Annotated in this window: 21 protein-coding genes; 19 read left to right on the top strand and 2 right to left on the bottom strand. The window is 63.1% G+C overall.

Annotated features, from left to right (window positions below; genetic code table 11):
• Positions 1-52 precede the first annotated feature (52 nt).
• Positions 53-985 carry a phage portal protein gene (locus BN1128_RS17620; protein ID WP_244464623.1) on the bottom strand — a complete coding sequence of 311 codons (933 nt, stop codon included), beginning with the start codon at positions 983-985 and terminating at the stop codon, positions 53-55.
• Entirely contained in the window at positions 969-2909 is a 1941-nt protein-coding gene (locus BN1128_RS17615) for a terminase large subunit domain-containing protein (protein ID WP_082030464.1), read from the bottom strand. The genes BN1128_RS17620 and BN1128_RS17615 overlap by 17 nt, the downstream gene beginning before the upstream one ends.
• A gap of 180 nt (positions 2910-3089) precedes the next feature.
• On the opposite strand from BN1128_RS17615, the gene BN1128_RS17610 reads away from it, so the two are divergent.
• The 19 genes from BN1128_RS17610 (at position 3090) to BN1128_RS26325 (ending at position 17082) form a co-directional block, all read left to right on the top strand.
• Complete coding sequence (locus BN1128_RS17610) at positions 3090-4013, top strand: GPO family capsid scaffolding protein (protein ID WP_082030463.1); 924 nt, start codon at positions 3090-3092, stop codon at positions 4011-4013.
• 10 nt (positions 4014-4023) lie between these two features.
• Positions 4024-5121 carry a phage major capsid protein, P2 family gene (locus tag BN1128_RS17605; RefSeq protein ID WP_042871121.1) on the top strand — a complete coding sequence of 366 codons (1098 nt, stop codon included), beginning with the start codon at positions 4024-4026 and terminating at the stop codon, positions 5119-5121.
• A gap of 3 nt (positions 5122-5124) precedes the next feature.
• On the top strand, positions 5125-5850 hold the full coding sequence (gpM, locus tag BN1128_RS17600) for a phage terminase small subunit (RefSeq protein WP_042871119.1): 726 nt from the start codon (positions 5125-5127) through the stop codon (positions 5848-5850).
• A gap of 118 nt (positions 5851-5968) precedes the next feature.
• Complete coding sequence (locus BN1128_RS17595) at positions 5969-6430, top strand: head completion/stabilization protein (protein WP_042871266.1); 462 nt, start codon at positions 5969-5971, stop codon at positions 6428-6430.
• The gene (locus BN1128_RS17590; RefSeq protein ID WP_042871117.1) at positions 6427-6942 is read left to right on the top strand and encodes a phage tail protein; all 516 of its coding nucleotides are present in this window, start codon (positions 6427-6429) and stop codon (positions 6940-6942) included. The genes BN1128_RS17595 and BN1128_RS17590 overlap by 4 nt, the downstream gene beginning before the upstream one ends.
• A 25-nt stretch (positions 6943-6967) precedes the next feature.
• Positions 6968-8104, top strand: coding sequence for a DUF2586 domain-containing protein (locus BN1128_RS17585; protein WP_042871115.1), 1137 nt, complete (start codon positions 6968-6970; stop codon positions 8102-8104).
• Between the two features lie 3 nt (positions 8105-8107).
• Positions 8108-8563 (top strand): phage protein, encoded by a 456-nt coding sequence (locus BN1128_RS17580; protein WP_042871113.1) that lies wholly within the window; start codon positions 8108-8110, stop codon positions 8561-8563.
• Between the two features lie 9 nt (positions 8564-8572).
• Positions 8573-8782: a TraR/DksA family transcriptional regulator gene (locus BN1128_RS17575; protein WP_042871110.1), complete on the top strand. Its 210-nt coding sequence runs from the start codon at positions 8573-8575 to the stop codon at positions 8780-8782.
• A 23-nt stretch (positions 8783-8805) separates the two neighbouring features.
• Complete coding sequence (locus BN1128_RS17570; protein WP_042871108.1) at positions 8806-9132, top strand: phage holin, lambda family; 327 nt, start codon at positions 8806-8808, stop codon at positions 9130-9132.
• On the top strand, positions 9119-9580 hold the full coding sequence (locus BN1128_RS17565) for a glycoside hydrolase family 24 protein (RefSeq protein ID WP_042871106.1): 462 nt from the start codon (positions 9119-9121) through the stop codon (positions 9578-9580). The genes BN1128_RS17570 and BN1128_RS17565 overlap by 14 nt, the downstream gene beginning before the upstream one ends.
• Positions 9577-10020 (top strand): hypothetical protein, encoded by a 444-nt coding sequence (locus BN1128_RS17560; protein WP_042871104.1) that lies wholly within the window; start codon positions 9577-9579, stop codon positions 10018-10020. Before BN1128_RS17565 ends, BN1128_RS17560 begins: the two co-directional genes overlap by 4 nt.
• Positions 9917-10147, top strand: coding sequence for an Rz1-like lysis system protein LysC (gene lysC / locus BN1128_RS26330; protein ID WP_244464617.1), 231 nt, complete (start codon positions 9917-9919; stop codon positions 10145-10147). Before BN1128_RS17560 ends, lysC begins: the two co-directional genes overlap by 104 nt.
• Positions 10144-10410 carry a putative phage tail assembly chaperone gene (locus BN1128_RS17555; protein WP_042871102.1) on the top strand — a complete coding sequence of 89 codons (267 nt, stop codon included), beginning with the start codon at positions 10144-10146 and terminating at the stop codon, positions 10408-10410. The genes lysC and BN1128_RS17555 overlap by 4 nt, the downstream gene beginning before the upstream one ends.
• The gene (locus tag BN1128_RS26590) at positions 10407-10595 is read left to right on the top strand and encodes a DUF6890 family protein (protein ID WP_420864939.1); all 189 of its coding nucleotides are present in this window, start codon (positions 10407-10409) and stop codon (positions 10593-10595) included. The genes BN1128_RS17555 and BN1128_RS26590 overlap by 4 nt, the downstream gene beginning before the upstream one ends.
• Before the next feature lie 3 nt (positions 10596-10598).
• A complete protein-coding gene (locus BN1128_RS17550) occupies positions 10599-12656 on the top strand; it encodes a phage tail tape measure protein (protein WP_042871100.1) in 2058 nt (685 codons plus the stop codon).
• On the top strand, positions 12653-12976 hold the full coding sequence (locus BN1128_RS17545; protein WP_042871098.1) for a DUF2590 family protein: 324 nt from the start codon (positions 12653-12655) through the stop codon (positions 12974-12976). The genes BN1128_RS17550 and BN1128_RS17545 overlap by 4 nt, the downstream gene beginning before the upstream one ends.
• On the top strand, positions 12973-14160 hold the full coding sequence (locus BN1128_RS17540; protein WP_042871096.1) for a baseplate J/gp47 family protein: 1188 nt from the start codon (positions 12973-12975) through the stop codon (positions 14158-14160). Before BN1128_RS17545 ends, BN1128_RS17540 begins: the two co-directional genes overlap by 4 nt.
• Positions 14153-14755 (top strand): phage tail protein, encoded by a 603-nt coding sequence (locus BN1128_RS17535; RefSeq protein ID WP_042871094.1) that lies wholly within the window; start codon positions 14153-14155, stop codon positions 14753-14755. Before BN1128_RS17540 ends, BN1128_RS17535 begins: the two co-directional genes overlap by 8 nt.
• Entirely contained in the window at positions 14752-17082 is a 2331-nt protein-coding gene (locus BN1128_RS26325) for a phage tail-collar fiber domain-containing protein (protein WP_244464616.1), read from the top strand. Before BN1128_RS17535 ends, BN1128_RS26325 begins: the two co-directional genes overlap by 4 nt.
• Positions 17083-17094: the final 12 nt, after the last annotated feature.

The raw sequence follows: 17094 nt of genomic DNA, 5'->3' as shown, positions 1-17094 counted from the left end.
TTCCCCCGTTCCCGACAATATAACCGCCCGATTATACCCGCCAGCTGGGTTTTCACACAGTGGTAGCCACCTCCAACGATCGGTTGAAACTCACCTGCAGCGGGCGCGGCAGGTTGGCCCCGTTGATGGCATCCTGGATAAGCTCGCACAGCGGGATCACCTCGTTGCGCGCATAGGTCCGGTCGTACTGCTCCGGGTTCCCAAGGCCCCCGCTGCCGTTGGCCGGGATGATACCCGCCAGCGCCGCCGGGAACCGGTGCGCCGTCAGTACGTCCTGGGCAGTGATCGCCTTGATGGCCGCAAACTCGTCCTTGGTCGCGATATCCCCCACCGGGATAAGCTTGATGCCATCGGGCTTGCCCCCCGGGATATTGACGAACATCGAGCGAAAATTCCCGACCCCCTTGGAGCTGGCGATCATGTCCTTCATTTCCGCTTCCTGGTCATCGTCCATGTTCGGGTCGGTGGCATAGAAGATGAACCCCATGTGTGCCCCGTTGAGGAAGTATTTACGCCGAAACATAGTGGCGTCTTGGTTGAGCAAGGCCGACTGCAAGCCCCCAAGGTAATCGGGCTGGCCATACACCTGCTGCACCGGGTCGTACTGGGCCAGCCAGATGATGTCCTCGCTGACATAGCGCTTGTAACTGCCATCACGCTGCAGCATCAAGAAGTTGCCATCATTGCAGCGGCGCACGTACAGGCTCGATAACGGGTAGAGCCCCACCACCTGGCCAAACCCGTTGCGCAGCTTGAGCAAGGCCGCGTCCCCAAACTGCAGCAGGTTGTGCACAAAGGCGGTGATCACCTCCCGGGGCACGCCCTCGCTGCTGATGAATCGCCCGGAGACCATGTTGCGCCGTGCCATCAAGATGGCGCCATGGTGCGCATTGGCGCGGGCCACCTTGGCCAGGCCCTTCCTGTCGATGGGCGGCAGGTAATACTCGCCCCAGGGGCTGTAGAACACGTCAGTGTAATCGGTCATCCAGGCCGTGGGGTCGATGGGCTCGGGAATGGAAAAGCTCACGGCGGAACGGGTGCTGGAGACATGGGATGGGGTACTGGGCCGCTCGGCCCGCTGATGAAAGCGCTGTTTGCGGCTCATGTTTTCCTCGTTTACTGATGGCCCAGGTGGATTTGCGGCGCCGTGATGTGTCGAGCGGTTCGTTGTCCACCGCGTGGGCGATGGCAAAGAACACGTCGGCGTGCCCGGTCTCGCTGCTACGCGATGCCCGGAACGTCAGCTGGCCGCCGCCGGTGGTGGTACGTTTGATGCTCATGAAGGCCAGCGGGATCTCGATGTCCTCCTGATCCCACTCGATGCGGTCTGACTCGACCACGTCCACCATCTTGAGGACCAGGCGGGCTTTGCTCTCGACGTTGTAGTTGATCGGGGTGATGGTGGACTTGAACACGGGCTGCAGCAGGTCATAGACACCGCTGCCCACCCCGGACACGTCGATCCCCAGATAGGTGACCCGGAACTTCTTGGCGATCTTCTCAATCTCACTTGCCTGGTAGCGGAAGTTCATTCCGCGCCAGAAGTGTTTCTCCAGCACCCGGAACTTCTCGCCCGGGAACAGTGGCGGGGCAACCACCACCAGGGTGGCGTTATCGCGGGTGCGGCTCGGGTCATAGCCCAGCCACACCTCACGTTTGCCAAACGGCTCGGGGTGCCCCGGGGTGTAGTCGCTCCAGTTGCTGATAGTGGTCTGGGCCCGCTCCATGTGCTGGAACTTGAACACCGAGGCCTCATCGTCCACAAAGGCGCACATGTAAAGGTGGTCGAACACTTCGATCGCGGTCTCTTCGCGCAGCGCCTCAATGTCGATGAGGGTAAACCCGCTCGATACCGCCGCTTCCAGGGTGAGGATGTAACGCCACACCCGATCCGGGCAGACCCGACCGCCGTCACGCAGATCACTATCGGTCGGAAACTCGATGGCTTGGCGCGCCGGATCCTTGCCCTTCCAGTCATCCCCGGTCCACAGCTTGTAACCGCCGTGGGCCTTGCTGGAAGGGGTGGAGAAGAAGGTCCTGCGCCAGTGGGATTGCGAGCCCATGCCGGTGGCCACGTCGGTGACCGCCTTGAAGTTCTTGATCCAGAAGTATTCGTCGGCGTAGAAATTGCCGGTGTAACCCTGGGCACTGTTGGCACTGGTTGAGCAGAACACCAGCTGCGCCCCGTTGGAGAGCACAATCGGGTTGCCGCTGAGCTCCACCCCCAGGAACGTGCGGGCGATGTTGATGATGTAGGAGCGGAAGATCTCGGCCTGGGCGCGGGTGGCGGACAGGAATATCTGATTGCCGCCGGTCAGGATGGCATCTTCCAGCGCTTCGCCAGCGAAGTAGTAGGTCATGCCAATCTGGCGGGACTTGAGGATATTGCGGGTGCGCGGCATGGCCGGGTCATTCTTGACGTCACGCACGTAGCGCTGGTGTGGGAACAGCGAGGCCAGCCACCCTTCAAAATCTTCCGGCGTCAGGTCATTGACCCAGTTCTTGGTCTTCTTGCCGCCGCCCTTCTTAGGCTTACCCTCCCCGCGCCGGCGACTCCCCTCGCCAGGCTCGTCTTGTGGCTCGGCCACCTGGCGGGCCTTGAGGGCGTGCTCTCGTTCGGCCAGCTTGACGGCCTGATCTTTGAGGGTGCAGTGGTGGTTGATGAGCCGGTCCATTTCGGCCAGGTCGGCGTGATTCTTTTTCGACTTGACGGCCAGCGCCTGGTAGCGACGGGTGATCGCATCCTCCAGCGCCTCATCACTCAGCAGCTCGGTCCAGCCGTACTTCTCGGCCCACAGGTACACCACTCGCACACTGCCAAGGCCCAGCTCGGCCTTGATCTCCTGTGCGCTCCAGTGGCGCAGATAAAGCCGCCGGGCGGTTTGTCGTACCTCTTCTGTATAGGCCATGAGGCTCCCCAGTCTTGATTGCTGGGGCTCATGATACTGAGCCGATCCCGCCCATCCCGCCGCCTTCATTCGGATGAATTCGGATAACCCCTGCTATCCGAAATCGCCCGAACGCATGTGAGTGCTCCCCCTCTCCTGCCCCGATAACCTGACACCACTTCGACGCAACAGGGGGCCGCCGTGCCAACACCAATAGATTCATCACTGCGCACCGGCTGGGTGGTGATCGCCACAGAAGGCCAGTCCGTGGATGGCCGCGAGATCTCGGCCAAGTGGATCACTGACATGGCCGACACCTACGATCCCACTTTCTATTGCGCGCAGCTGTGGCCAGACCATGAGAAGTGGGGCGAGAACCTGGGCTACGTGCAGGCCCTCAAGGCCGACAAGGTGGACGGCAAACACACCCTGTTCGCCATCCTCTGCCCGACCCGCGACCTCATCTATCAAAACCAGCGGGGCCAATACAAGTTCTGCTCCATTGAGCCGCTGGATAACTTCACCGGTCAGGGCAAAACCTACCTGTTTGCCGTCGGGGTCACCGACATCCCGGCCAGCACCGGCACCACCATGCTCAAGTTTTCCGCCAAGCACCCATCCCCGGCGGTGGGCCAAAGCCAGGCGCTGGACCTGTCCGGCTTCGCCCTCCCGGATGACGTGCAGGATGCCCCCGATCGCATCTCACTCCTGCACAAGGTGTTCAACTTCCTGGGCGGCCACGGTGCCCCCAACGGGTTCGTACCCACCGACGCCCCGACCAGACCCCACCCCGAGGACAGTACCGACATGAACGAAGAACAGATGAACAAGCTGGCGGGGATGTTTACCGCGCTGGGCACCCAGATTGAAACCTTTGGCGCCAAGGTCGATGCACTGACCACCGACAAGCAACCGGATGCGGTAGACCCAGCACCAGCGCCCGTAGTGGACCCCGTACCGGCCACCGTACCGACCGAACAATTCTCCGCCTTCGAGCAGACCCTCAAAGGTCTGGGGGATCAGCTGGTCAGCCTGAACGACAAGATTGAAAAATTCTCGGTAGAGACACCGAACCAGCGCCCTGATGGCCTGGGCGGTAGCGACACCAACCCGACCGTTTGCTGAGGAGCGCCCAGTGAGTCAAACCAAAACCCCGCAGGCAGAAAAGTGCCTGAACCACTACAACACGCTGCTCGCCAAGGCGTTTGGTGTGCCCGAGAACGCGCTGGCCAAGCAGTTCTCGGTCAGTGAGCCCATGGAAATGGTGCTGCGTAGCGCCATCCTTGAATCCACCAGTTTCCTCGGCCTCATCACCTGCCTGGACGTGGATCAGCTGACCGGCCAGGTGGTGCAAGTGGGCGCCAGTGCCCTGCACACCGGCCGCAAGGTCGACGGGCGTTTTCGTCGCAAGATTGGGGTCGATGGCAACAAATTCAGCCTGACCGAGACTGATTCCTGTGTCCGTCTGGACTGGAGCACCTTGTGCACCTGGGCCAACTCCGGCAACCCAGGCCAGTTCGTGCAACTGGTGTCCGAGTTCACCAACCAGGCATTCGCGCTCGACATGCTGCGGGTCGGCTTTAACGGCACCCACATCGCCGATGACTCAGATCCGGTCAAGTACCCGCTGGGTGAAGACGTCAACAAGGGCTGGCAACAGCTGGCGCGTGAGTGGCACGGCGGCAGCCAGGTCGTCAAAGCGCTCCCCGATGACAAGATCTATTTTGACCCGGACGGTCATGGCGACTTCAAGACCCTGGATGAAATGGCCTCTGACCTCATCAACGCCACCATCAACCCGCTCTATCGCACCGATCCCCGTCTGGTCGTGCTGGTCGGTACCGACCTAGTGGCAGCGGCCCAGGCCAAGCTCTACAGCGAGGCCACCAAGCCCACCGAGCAGATCGCCGCGCAGCAGTTGGCCAAGTCCATTGCCGGTCGCCCGGCCTTCATCCCGCCCTACTTCCCGTCGAACGGGATGATGATCACCACCCTGGCCAACTTGCACATCTACACCCAGCGCAACACCCGCAAGCGCAAGGCCGCCGACAACGACGACACCAAGGGCTTTGAAAACCAGTACTGGCGCCAGGAAGGCTACGCCATCGGCGACTATGAAGCCTTTGGCAGCTACGAAGAGGCCGATGTGGTCATCGCTCCCCGCCCGGCTGCCCCGCCAGCAGGCACTGGCGCCCAGGCAGACGCTGACACCCACGCAGAGCCGGAGGCATAACCCATGGCCCTCTCTCCTGGCATGCGTCACAAGCAACAGGTATTGGCCCAGTTGGGGGCGGCGCAAGCCGCCACCACCGGGCAAGCCACCGGCCTTGTGGCCAACAGCCTGCACCTGCAGCTGATTGCCCTGGAGCAGGACATGCGGCGGCTCAAGGCGCTGGCGCGGATGAGCGACAAGGTGGCGATGAAACGGGATGAGTTGTTTCCCAAATATCGCCCCTACGTGGACAAGTACTTGGAGCTGGCAGCGCTCGGCACCGTGTACCAGAACGAGCTATTCCAGCGCCTGATCATTTGGGCGTTTGATATCGGCGATCTGGAGACCGCCATCAGCTGGGCGCTGCTGGCCATCGAGCAGAACCAGCGCACCCCGGGCAACATCAAGCGCGACTGGGCGCACTTCACCGCCGACACCGTGCTGGGCTGGGCCGAGGAGCAGGCAGCGCTGGGCCATGGCGTCGAGCCCTGGTTCTCCCGGGTGTTCGACAAGGTGCGGGGCACCTGGCGTCTCAACGAACAAGCCACCGCCAAATGGTACAAGCTGGCCGGCTGCCTGCTGCTGCGTGACAAGGACGGGGTCGCCCGTCCCAGCGCACTGGCGGACAGTGCCACCCTGGAGCAGGCCGATCACTGGCTGGCGCTCGCCGAGAAGACTCACAGCAAGGTAGGAGTCGGCACCCTGCGCCACAAGATTGCCATGCGCCTGCGGGCACTCAATCCGGAATAAACCGCCGGAATAACGACTCCCACGCCACCGCGCCCCGGCGGGGATGAGCCTGCAGCTGACCGCTCGCACCGCGCTCAATCCCGTGGCCACAGGGGCGCCCCAATTGATAGGGCAGCACATGATCTCTGGCAAAAGCATCCACTACAGCGAGCAGACCATCACCAATGACGGCTTTTGGCCTGACGTGGTGTGTGGCGACTTCGAGCGCCGGCGCGCCCTGCCCGCAGACATGGACAGCGATGCCATCAGTGCGGCCTTGCTGGCGGCCGTCAGCGAGATAAACCTGCAGCTGGTTCGCCATCAAGCCACGCTGCGGGCCCAGGGCTACACCGGGGCCGGCCAGGTGCCCGGCCCCTGCATCGCCGGCGGCAACAACGCGCTGACCGAGACCTACCTGGCCGCCGTCTTTGCGCGGGCCAAAGCCATGCTGCTCCCCGAATTCGCCACGGTCACCGAGCGGGATGCCCGCAAGGACCTGGCCGAACGGGCCCCCGACCTGCGCGAACAACTACTGGCCGAAAGCCAGCAGCTGGTGCGCAGCATCAAAGCTAAACACCGGATCGGGGTTTCGATGATATGAGCGAGACCGGCTTTGCCCTGCATGCCCAGGGCTACTTCCTGTCAGCCCTGCACCGCGAGCTCGAGCGCGTGCTGCCGGCCCGTTGTGCCCGCTCGCTCGACAGCTGGATGGAAGGCGGCACCCTTCGCCTGGAGCCCAAGGACATGGGGATCACGGGCATGGATCTCGCCTGGCTCACCTACACCGCCGTGTTTTCTCTGGAAAACCTGCCCTTTCGCGAATGCCGGACCGAGACCTTGCTGGCCGTGGCCGCCAGCTGGATCCAGGAACACGACGACTACCGCGAACAGTTCGCCTTGCCAGAGCCCAGCTACGCCGTGGTGCCCAATGACGAGCACAGCGCCGACATCGAGCTGGAGGTGCAGTTCGCCGAGCCCCTGCGCATCGTGGAAGACCCATGCGGCGCAGTTAACTGGCTGGGCAAGACCTGGACCGTGGCCCCCTTTGATGTGTGGGTGGCCGATGAGATCACCCTGTCGGTGGCGGGCAGTGCCCACCCTGTCCGCCCCTAACCCCAAGCCTTAAGGAGCCTGCGCCATGTGGCCGTATGTACAGATCAACAACCTGAACCAAATGCAGGGGCCGGTGACTGAGGTCGAGCGCCACCTGCTGTTCATCGGCAGCGCTGCCAGCAACACCGGCAAGCTGCTCTCCCTCAACACCCAGTCAGACCTCGACCAGTTGCTGGGCACCGGTGACAGCGAGCTCAAGGCCAACCTGCTGGCCGCCCGCGATAACGCCGGCCAAAACTGGACCGCCGCCGCCTACGTGCTGCCCACCGACAAACCTTGGCTCGATGCCGCCCGAGAGGCGCAGCAGACCCAATCCTTTGAAGGGGTCCTGGTGCTGGGTCAAAAGTGGGACCAGGCGAGCATCAACGCCGCCCACGCCCTCAACCAGGAGCTGATCGCCAAGTGGGGGCGCTGGCAATTCATGTTGCTGGCGGTGCCGGGCATTGTCGCCAAGGCTGCCGGCAAGGACGCCACGGCTCAAGACTGGCCCGCGTACGAGGTCGCCCTGGCCGCCCTGCAAGACGGCATCAAGGCCGACTCGATTAACCTGGTGCCACAGCTCTGGCCCAACCTCGCCGGCGCCTATGCGGGCCGCCTGTGCAACCGGGCGGTGAGCATCGCCGACAGTCCCTGCCGGGTGAAGACCGGCGCCCTGGTCGGGCTTGGCAACAAGCCGGTGGACAAGGACGGGATCCCGTTGCCGTTGGCCACCCTGCAGACCCTGGAGCAGAACCGCTACTCGGTACCGATGTGGTACCCGGACTATGACGGCCTTTATTGGGCCGATGGCCGCACCCTGGACGTTGAGGGCGGTGACTACCAGGTGATCGAGAACCTGCGCATTGCTTACAAGGTGGCGCGCCGTACCCGTATCCGCGCCATCGCCCGCATCGGGGATCGCGCCTTCAACTCCACCCCGGGCAGCACCGCTGCCGCCATCACCTACTTTGGCAAAGACCTGCGCACCATGGCCAAGGCGACCACCATCAACGGCCAACCGTTCCCGAGCGACATCGCCTCCCCTCAGGATGGCGACATCAGCATTCAGTGGACCGCCAAGAACCTGGTCTCGGTGTTTGTGGTGGTGCGCACCGTGGACTGCCCCAAGGGGATCACCGTCAACATCATGCTCGATTTGAGCCTCAACAACGGGGAGGGTTAACCCGTGACCAAACGCTTTTCCGGTATCAACTTCGACACCACCCTGATGGGAGCCATGGTCCACGTCGAAAAGGCCAGCCTCTCCATCACCGACAACAGCGCCGTGGCGCAGACCCGGGGTATTCCTGATGGCTATGTCGATGGTGACGTCGCCGCCGAGTGTGAATTCGAGCTCGACACCAAGAACTTCAAGTTGCTGGTTGGCGCCGCCAAACGGGCGGGCAGCTGGCGCGGGATGGAGCCGGACGACGTGCTGTTCTACGCCAACACCGGCAGCGAGGAGATCAGGGTGGAAGCGTTCGGCGTCAAGCTCAATGCGGCCGATCTGCTCGACATCGACCCCAAGGGTGGCAGCAAGAGCGTGCACAAGGTGAAAGGCTTTGTGACCTCCCCCGATTTCGTTCACATCGACGGCGTGCCTTACCTCTCGAAGGAAGACACCCGCCACCTGCTGGGTTAAGGGGACGCTGTGGACGATATCGACCGCGCCAACCACCACGCCGCCCGCATGCTGGCCGCCAATCTGGCCAGCCAGGTGGGCAAGGGACGCTACCAGGGCATGAGCCTGCATCAATGCGAGGAGTGCGACGACCCGATCCCCGAGGCCCGTCGCCACCATGTGCCGGGGGTGCGCCTGTGCGTCCCCTGTCAGACCCGCCTTGAACGGCTGGCCCGCTAACCCGAGCAACGGACATGAACCACATGCCTAACAAAGATCCGACCCTCGCCACCGCCCTGCTGGCCTGGCTGATGGACAACTGGCCCGCCGTCTATGGGGCACTGCTGGCGCTGGCCATCGCCTTCCTGCGCATTACCTACACCGGCGGGCGGGGCCGCCGCCGGCTGATCGAATCCCTGCTGTGCGGCCTCATCACCCTGGCGGCCGCCACCGGCACCCACTTACTCGGGATCCCCCAAGAGGCCACCCCATTACTGGGTGGGATGGTGGGCCTTATCGGGATCGACATCCTGCGAGACAAGGCCACCCGGTTCATCAATACCAAAGGAGGCAACGATGCCGCGCAGTAACTGCCACCCGCAAATCGCCACCTTTCTCGACCTGCTCGCCTATGCCGAAGGCACCAAAGGCCGAGGCGATGACGGTTACAACATGCTGGTCAATCCGGCGGGGTTCTTCACTGACTACCGCACTCACCCGAACGTCAAGGTGCAGGTGAACCCGCACTTGGTCAGCACTGCCGCCGGGCGCTATCAGTTCCTGTCCAAACACTGGCCGCACTACCGTGACCAGCTCGGTCTGCCGGACTTTGGTCCCGAGTCGCAAGACACCTGGGCAATCCAGCTTATCCGCGAGCGCAAAGCGTTGGACGATGTGCTCAAGGGCAATATTCCCCAAGCAATCGCCAAATGCGCCAACATCTGGGCCAGCCTGCCCGGTGCCGGCTACGGCCAGCGCGAACACAAGCTGGCTGACCTGCTGGCCAAGTTCACCGAATTTGGCGGGGTGCTGGCATGAGCACCTTCAAGGAGCTGTTCTCCAACCTGCTGTTTGTCCTGGTGCTGGTCATGGGCGCCGCCCTGTTCCTGGGCAGCCGCATGCTCGATAGCCGTGGCAAGGCGCTGGCCTCGGCCAACGAGACCATCAACACCCTGCAGAGTGCCAACGACCAGATGGCCACCGAGTTCAAGACGCTGCAGCGCGAAGAAATTGGGCTGCGCAAGCTGCTCACTCACCAGAACGCCGCCCTGACCGAACTCGACCAACAACAGAGGAAGACTGCCGATGACCTGCAACACGCCCTGGCCACGCCGCCGGCGGGCCGCCCGGATTGCGCTCGCGAGCCTCTGCCTGTTGGCGCTTTGCGCCTGCTCCAGCCAGCCCAAAACCATGGTGCAAACCCAGGTGGTCAAGCGGCTGCCACCGCCGGGGCTGGTGCCCCACTGCCCGGAGCCTGACTTTACGGGGACCACCTACGGCGAGGCCGTGCGGTTCATCCCCACTCTGCAGACGGCGCTGCGCCGCTGCCAAACCCAACTCAACACCCTGAACCATTGGATTGAACAAGAGGAAACCACCCCATGAGCAAGATCACGCCTATCACCCTGACCATCGCCGGCACCGACATCCGCTTTGTACCCACCCTCGTGGCCTACAACAGCTACATCAACGGGCTGTCGATGACCGACAAGGTGGCGCCGTCCCACCAGTACCTCAAGCGCATCGTCGACGCCGACAGCAAAGCGGCTCTGGATGACCTGCTGGCCCGCCCGGGCGCGGCCCTGCAGATCGCCGCCAAAGTCAACGAGCAGTACGCCCCTGATCTGGAAATCGACGTAAAAAACTGACCGCGCGCGCCGAGGCCATCGAGCACAACCAGCTGGAACAGGTACTGACGCTGCGCCGCCATTACCTGCCCCATGAGGAGGACGACCTCGACACCCTGGCTCGCGCTATCTGGTTAGACAAATACCACGCCCAACGCTTCGCCCGTACCGTCGCCGAGGGCATTGCCACCGCCTTCAATGGATAAATCATGGCTTCTGTCACCGAACAACTGATCATGAAGATTGCCCTGATAGATGCCGTCACCCGGCCGCTTGAGGGCATCAACAACCAGCTGAACATGGTGAAGAACACCGCCAAAAGTGGCTTTGCTAATATCGCAGGCGGTGGCGCGGCCATGCTGGCCGGCACCATGGCCATCCAGAACGCGCTGGGACCGGCCCTTGAAATGGACCGGGCGCTGGCCGAGGTGGCCTCGCTCGATGTCCATGAGAAGACCCTCAAACAGCTCTCCGACACCGCGTTGATGTTCTCCGTCAAGTACGGCGAATCCGCCAGTGCGTTTGTCAGCGCCTCCTACGATATCCAATCCGCCATCGCCGGGCTGGAGGGCAATGAACTGCCCTCCTTTGCCCGCGCCTCTGGCGTGCTGGCCAAGGCCACCAAGGCCGACACCGCCACCATCACCAACTACATGGGCACCATGTACGGCATCTTCGAGCAGCAGGCCACGAGGATAGGCAAGGCCACCTGGGTGGAGAATGTGGCTGGCAAGACAGCGCTCGCGGTGCAGATGTTCAAGACCACCGGCCAAGGTATGACTGACGCCTTCAAGGGCATCGGCGCCAACGCCACCGCCGCCGGGATCTCGATGGATGAGCAGTTCGCCGTGCTCGGCCACCTGCAGGCCACCATGGGCGGCGGCGAAGCCGGTACCAAGTTCAAGTCGTTCCTGGCCGGGGTCGGCAGTGCCCAAAAGGCGCTCGGCCTCAAATTCACCGACTCGGCAGGCAATATGCTGCCGGTGCTCGACATCCTGGACAAGCTCAAGACCCGTTATGGCGAGACCCTGACCGTCGCCGGCAGCGATGAGCTGAAAAAGGCATTTGGCTCGGATGAAGCAGTGGCCATGATCAAACTGCTGATGACCAACACCAAGGGCCTGGCCAATAGCATCAACGCGCTGGGCAACACCCACGGCATGGGCAAGGCCGAGCAGATGGCTGCCGCCATGACCGACCAGTGGCAGCGGGTCAAATCGGCCTGGTTTGCGATCCGGGCTGCTGCTTTCGGCGCCGTGCTCCCCTCCATCAACAAGGTGGTGGGCGCCTTTGCCGATGGCGGCGCCGCGGTACTGCGCTGGACCAAGATCTTTCCCAACTTCACCAAGGTGGTGGGTTACGCCGTGCTGGCCATTGCCGGCCTTGGCATCGTGACCGGTGCCTGGCTGGTACTGGCCGGGCTCGCCAAGCTGGCCACCCTGGCCTGGGCACTGACCTTTGGCGGCCTCACCGCCCCCCTCACCCTGTTCAAGAAGGCCCTGGCGGGCCTGCGACCGGTGATCCTGGCAGTCAACATGGCGATGAGCCTCAACCCGGCGGTGATCATCATCGGGGCTATCCTGGCGCTGGTCGCCGCCGTGGTGCTGGCCATCATCTACTGGGACGAACTGCGCGCCACCTTCGCGGTGCTGACCGACTTCGAGCTGTTGAGCGCCTTCTTTGGTGGCATGGCCGAAACCTTTGGCCCGCTCGCCTCGCAAGCTTTGGCCCCTCTGGTAGATTTTATCACCCTCATCGTGGGGCTGCTGGGTCAGGGGATCGCCTGGCTCGGCACCTTCTTTGAGCAAACCAACCAAGCCAGCGTCGGGATTGACGGCGTGACCGACGCAGGCCACCGCATGGGGAACATCCTCGGCGCGGCATTCGACACCCTGCTCACCCCGTGGCGGGCGCTGATCAAGCTCATCAAGACGGCGCTCGATGCCTCAAACCAGTTCTTGGGTACCCAGTTCGATACCAGCGCGCTGGCCGTGGACCTGCTGCCCAAATGGGCTTCCTCTCCTTCGGATATGGCGTCCCCCACCTCCGTGGTGAACAGCCCACTGGCCAACTACCGCCAGCAGGACCAGAGCAAGGTGCCCGCGGGCGGTCTCGGCCAGCAGTTGATCCAGGCCAACGCAGCGGCCAGCACGGTCAACCAGAAGCCGACCAAGTCCCTGCACATCGGCGAGGTGCACATCACCAACCAGAACCCCATGACGCCCGAAGAGTTGGAGAAAAGCGCATGGGTGGAGCAACGAGGATGAATGAACCCAAATACATCGATCTCCTGGTCGTCAACGGCGCCTGGCAGCTCGATGCCGGCGGCCAGCCGCGCACCACCCAGGACCGCCACAGCATCGGCCAGGACATCAAGCACCGCATCATGGAGTCGGGACTCGCCCGCAAGCTCATCGGCGAGCGCAGCCCGACCCTGCGCAGCGACGTGATGACCGAGATCGAACTGCTGGTAGAAGACGACGAGCGGCTGGTGCCCGGCACCATCCTCATCCGTGAAGAGGCCCCCGACCGGGTGCTGGTCACCGCTCGCACCTATGAATTCGGCGAACTGGAGGTAACCCTGTGAACCTGCGCCCGACCGTGGACTTTATGGCCCTGCTGGCCGAGACCGGCGTCCCGACCACCGAGCAGGCCATGGAGGCCGAGCTAAAAAAGGAGGTGGTGGCCGCCGGCTCCCTTATCACCAATGACAGCGACGTGAGCCCCTTCTGGCGGCTGGTGCGCGGGGTGGTTATCACCCCGGCGCTCTGGCTTATCCGCACCCTGCTGGCCGGCCATGTGCTGCCCAACACCTTCGCGGCCACTGCCACCGATGCCTATCTCGACCTCAAGGCCTGGGACGTGGACCTGACCCGCAAGGCGGCCCAGACCACCCGGGGCCTGGTCAACTTCGTCAAAGCTAACCCCAGCGAAGCGGTCACCATCCCGGCCGATATCTGGATCTCCACCGAGCGCATCAACGGCACCATCTATCGCCTCAAACCCCTGCAGGCGGTAGTGAGCCCGGCCGGCGAAGCTGTGGCCCGGGTGGTCTGCGAGGCGGAGTTCGCCGGCAGCGCCTGGAATCTGGCGCCGGGCTATTACAACCTGCTCAGCGAACCGGTGACCGGCATCCTCTCGGCCCGCAACGATGACAAGGAGTGGATCACCACCCAGGGCGCGGACGCCGAGGGCAACGACGCGCTCGGCCTGCGCATCCAGAACCAGTTCTCGGCGGTGGGGCGTTACCACATCGACGCGATTTACCGCTCCATGCTGGCCAGCGTCGCGGGCATTCGGGCCGATCACATCGTCTTTGAGCACGAGGCCCCCCGTGGCCCGGGTACCGCCAATGCCTACATCCTGCTGGAGGTGGGCGCCACCCCGGCCAGCCTGATTGAGCAGCTCAACGACTACGTGGGCCGCCAGGGCAACCATGGCCACGGCGATGACCTGTTCGTGATTGCCATGCCAGAGACCCAGCACAACCTGACGCTGGAGATCTGGCCCCAGCCCAACCTCACCGATGAGCAGAAAGCCGCGCTCAAGGCGGGCGCCGAGAACCTGGTCAAGGCGGCGTTTCGCCAGTCGGCAGATTTCCCGGCCGTCACCCGCACCTGGCCGCGCTCGCGTTTCTCGCTCTCGCAGCTGGGCCGCGAGCTGCACAGCCAGTTCCCGCAGCTGCAGAGTCTCAAATTTGCGCAAGATGACATCGTGTCGGGCCTGGCCATCCCGCGCCTCGACAAGCTGGCGGTGACCCTGCATGAGTAACCCGACCCCGCTTGAACACGGCCGGCAGGCGCCAGCGCTACCCGATGCCAGCGCCCCCTGGTGGGAGGATGGCTACACCATCAGCCCGGCCCACGCCGAGCCCGGGTTTCTGGCCCGGGGCATCAACGCCTTCTGGCAACGGGTCAAGAGCTGGCTGCTGCTGCCACTGGCTCAGCAAGACCCGCTGACCTGCTCGGAGTCCCTGCTGGCGCTGCTGGCCTGGGAGCGGGACATCACCCGCTTCAACGGCGAGCCGCTGCCGCTCTTTCGCAAGCGGGTCAAGTTCGCCTTTGTGAACGCCCGGGACGCCGGTGAGGTGGCCGGCTTTAAGCGCATCTTCGAACGCCTTGGCATCGGCTGGTGTGACATCCACGAACGCCAGGCCGGCGCCCCCTGGGACGTCATCACCATCGAGGTGACCGACAGCGCCATCGCCAACAACCAACAACTGATGGAAACCCTCATTCAACACTATGGCCGCACCTGCCGCCGCTATCGCTTTCAGGTGGTTTACCCGGTCACCGGCACCCTGCGGTTCGGTCGCATCGACATGAGCCAGCAGGTGTTTGGCGCATCACTTAAGAGGAACGCATGAGCCAGATCATTACCAACGCCTTCTCCCGCTACTGGCAGGAGTGCCTCGCCACCCAGGCACCTGTGGTGCTCGATGAGTTCGTGCTGGCCAACGTGCCGGATCTCGATCCCGAGGCCCCCATCAACCCGGATAGCGGCCTGCCGCCGGCAAACCAGATTGTGCACCGCCACGCGGTGGACCAGCGCGGGCGCATCAACAACGACGCGGTGGCCTACACCATCGTGATGGACACCACGGTCGGCGATTTCAGCTTCAACGCCATGTATCTCATCAACAAGGCCACCGGCGTGGTGGGGATGATTGTCCACAAGGGGCTAGAGGCCAAACTCAAGACCAATGAGGCTACCGGCCAGACCGGCAATAGCCTGGTCAAATCCATGCTGATGGAGTACGACCGGGCAAGCGAGGCCACCGCCACCCACGTGGACGCCAGCACCTGGCAGATTGACTATGCCGCCCGCCTGCGCGGGATGGACGACGACCTGCGTCTGCAGGCGCTGCAATTCTTCGGGCCGGCCACCTTCTACGGCAACGGCTTTAACCTGGTCAACGAGTCCGGGGTCTACAAGGTGCAGCCTGGGGTGGCCTATGTGGGCGGCCTACGCGCGGAGCTGAACGAGGTCAAGAAAGTGACCCCGGGCGCCAAGCCGGTGGGGCTCTGGCTCGACATCTACCGGGCGGGCTCCTTGCTCGATGCCTGGGTGAACCACTTCACCCTGACCCTGAGTGTGCCCGACCTGGTGGATTACCGAGACTCCAACGGTCATCAGCACCATGTGGCCAAGGTGGCCATCGTCAATGCCAATGGCAGCGTGACCGACGTGCGCCGCAAACGCACCATTGAGCTGACCGGGGATGTGTCCGGCAAGGGCATCCTGGAAGATGCCCAGGGCGTCACTATCGCAGTGGAGATAAAGGACGGCAGCCACCGCCACAAGTGGGGCGAGCTCGACCAGGTGCCGGCCACCGCCAGCCGCTGGCCGACCTATAGCGAGGTGACGGACAAACCCACCCTGGAGCAAATGGGAGGATACCCGAAGACCGGCGGCCCCCTGGACGGGGGAATAGACGCGAAAGATGCCATCTACGCAAGAACTGGGCTGATAGCACGTTCACGCGCTGGCAGTAATGGCGGCACCTGGCTGGGCATTGAAGCGCCCGAGAATGCCGATCCATATATCAGCGCCAAGGTGAACGCCGAGAATGCCCCCTCGGCGGTAATCACCATCGGCCGAAGTGAAATCACTGTCCTCAAGCGACTAGCTGCCGCAGCAATTCGGATTATTGCTGATGCCGGCTTGAAGTTTTCACCTTATGAGGATCTCCGGGGTATCTCCTGGGGCCTTGGCATGAACCCTGAAAACAGAACCTGGGGAATTCACCGATTCGTTGACGGGGCTTGGACCTCCTCGCCGTTCTGGGTTGATGCTGCTGGCGCCGTCGGGATGAATGCCCTTGTCGTTTCTGGCGGCAGTGAGAGCAGCTATCACCAGGTCAGGAACGCAGGAAACCCTGCGGTCGAGCTGCACGAGCCGGGCAAGTTTGCGGTGATGATGTATAAGCCGCAAGGGACAGGGACTCTGCGCTTTTGCTCCAGCAATGGCGCAGGTGGTGAGGCGCAAGGTTATGGCGGCGTAGATAGTGATGGCTTTTTCACCGTCGCGGGCCGCTACCGAGCCCACTACCCGGCAGCCAATCGTTCCTGGACGGCAAAGGGTCAGTGTTCATTTTGGGGCGAGACGATCTCACCAGCCGGCCCAGGTTCCTTACTTGGCATCGCCGGCATTCAGATGCAACGCAACGGCTTGTGGGCGCTTGAAAATCATTACGGGATGTTTAACCCGGATGACATCGCGGACAACGTGGAGCACGTCTTGAGCTGCACGGACGGCGGCGGCTACTGGAAAGTATGGCGATTCAGCAACAGCGGGAACCTTGTACCCGCCAGCGGCAGATGGCGGATTGACGGCGCCGGCGAGCTATACCCAGCCCGTCTCAATGGCGCCAATCTGATCGACTGGTGCCAGGGGGGCTTTGCATACAAATCACACACCCACGCCGCCGCCCATGGCAACCAGGACATCGTCGCCAGTGGCTGGGGGCAGATCGGCACTTACATGCTGGCAGCTGTGATCCCTGGCCATGCTGCTGCCATGAATCCGTCTGACACCATCGCCGGTTCGTCGTTGCGACCCGCCAACGCCTCCGAGTGGGGCCAAAATCGCAGCTGGGCCTTACCGGGGACCTGGAAGTGCCTGGGGTTCGTCACCGATAACAATGATGACCGCTGGGATGACCGCACCACCCTGTGGATCCGGGTCGCATAAAGAGAGGAGAAC

It is taken from the genome of Aeromonas piscicola (assembly GCF_000820005.1).
Taxonomy (GTDB): domain Bacteria; phylum Pseudomonadota; class Gammaproteobacteria; order Enterobacterales; family Aeromonadaceae; genus Aeromonas; species Aeromonas piscicola.
Note: the sequence above shows the minus strand (reverse complement) of the source record. Positions and strands in the feature narration are given on the sequence as shown.

Excerpts from the sequence above, each read along its gene's own strand:
- BN1128_RS17620 (WP_244464623.1), bottom strand. The coding sequence starts at position 985 with ATGACCGATTACACTGACGTGTTCTACAGCCCCTGGGGCGAGTATTAC.
- BN1128_RS17615 (WP_082030464.1), bottom strand. The coding sequence starts at position 2,909 with ATGGCCTATACAGAAGAGGTACGACAAACCGCCCGGCGGCTTTATCTG.
- gpM (WP_042871119.1), top strand. The coding sequence starts at position 5,125 with ATGGCCCTCTCTCCTGGCATGCGTCACAAGCAACAGGTATTGGCCCAG.
- BN1128_RS17595 (WP_042871266.1), top strand. The coding sequence starts at position 5,969 with ATGATCTCTGGCAAAAGCATCCACTACAGCGAGCAGACCATCACCAAT.
- BN1128_RS17590 (WP_042871117.1), top strand. The coding sequence starts at position 6,427 with ATGAGCGAGACCGGCTTTGCCCTGCATGCCCAGGGCTACTTCCTGTCA.
- BN1128_RS17585 (WP_042871115.1), top strand. The coding sequence starts at position 6,968 with ATGTGGCCGTATGTACAGATCAACAACCTGAACCAAATGCAGGGGCCG.
- BN1128_RS17570 (WP_042871108.1), top strand. The coding sequence starts at position 8,806 with ATGCCTAACAAAGATCCGACCCTCGCCACCGCCCTGCTGGCCTGGCTG.
- BN1128_RS17565 (WP_042871106.1), top strand. The coding sequence starts at position 9,119 with ATGCCGCGCAGTAACTGCCACCCGCAAATCGCCACCTTTCTCGACCTG.
- BN1128_RS17560 (WP_042871104.1), top strand. The coding sequence starts at position 9,577 with ATGAGCACCTTCAAGGAGCTGTTCTCCAACCTGCTGTTTGTCCTGGTG.
- BN1128_RS17555 (WP_042871102.1), top strand. The coding sequence starts at position 10,144 with ATGAGCAAGATCACGCCTATCACCCTGACCATCGCCGGCACCGACATC.
- BN1128_RS17550 (WP_042871100.1), top strand. The coding sequence starts at position 10,599 with ATGGCTTCTGTCACCGAACAACTGATCATGAAGATTGCCCTGATAGAT.
- BN1128_RS17545 (WP_042871098.1), top strand. The coding sequence starts at position 12,653 with ATGAATGAACCCAAATACATCGATCTCCTGGTCGTCAACGGCGCCTGG.
- BN1128_RS17535 (WP_042871094.1), top strand. The coding sequence starts at position 14,153 with ATGAGTAACCCGACCCCGCTTGAACACGGCCGGCAGGCGCCAGCGCTA.
- BN1128_RS26325 (WP_244464616.1), top strand. The coding sequence starts at position 14,752 with ATGAGCCAGATCATTACCAACGCCTTCTCCCGCTACTGGCAGGAGTGC.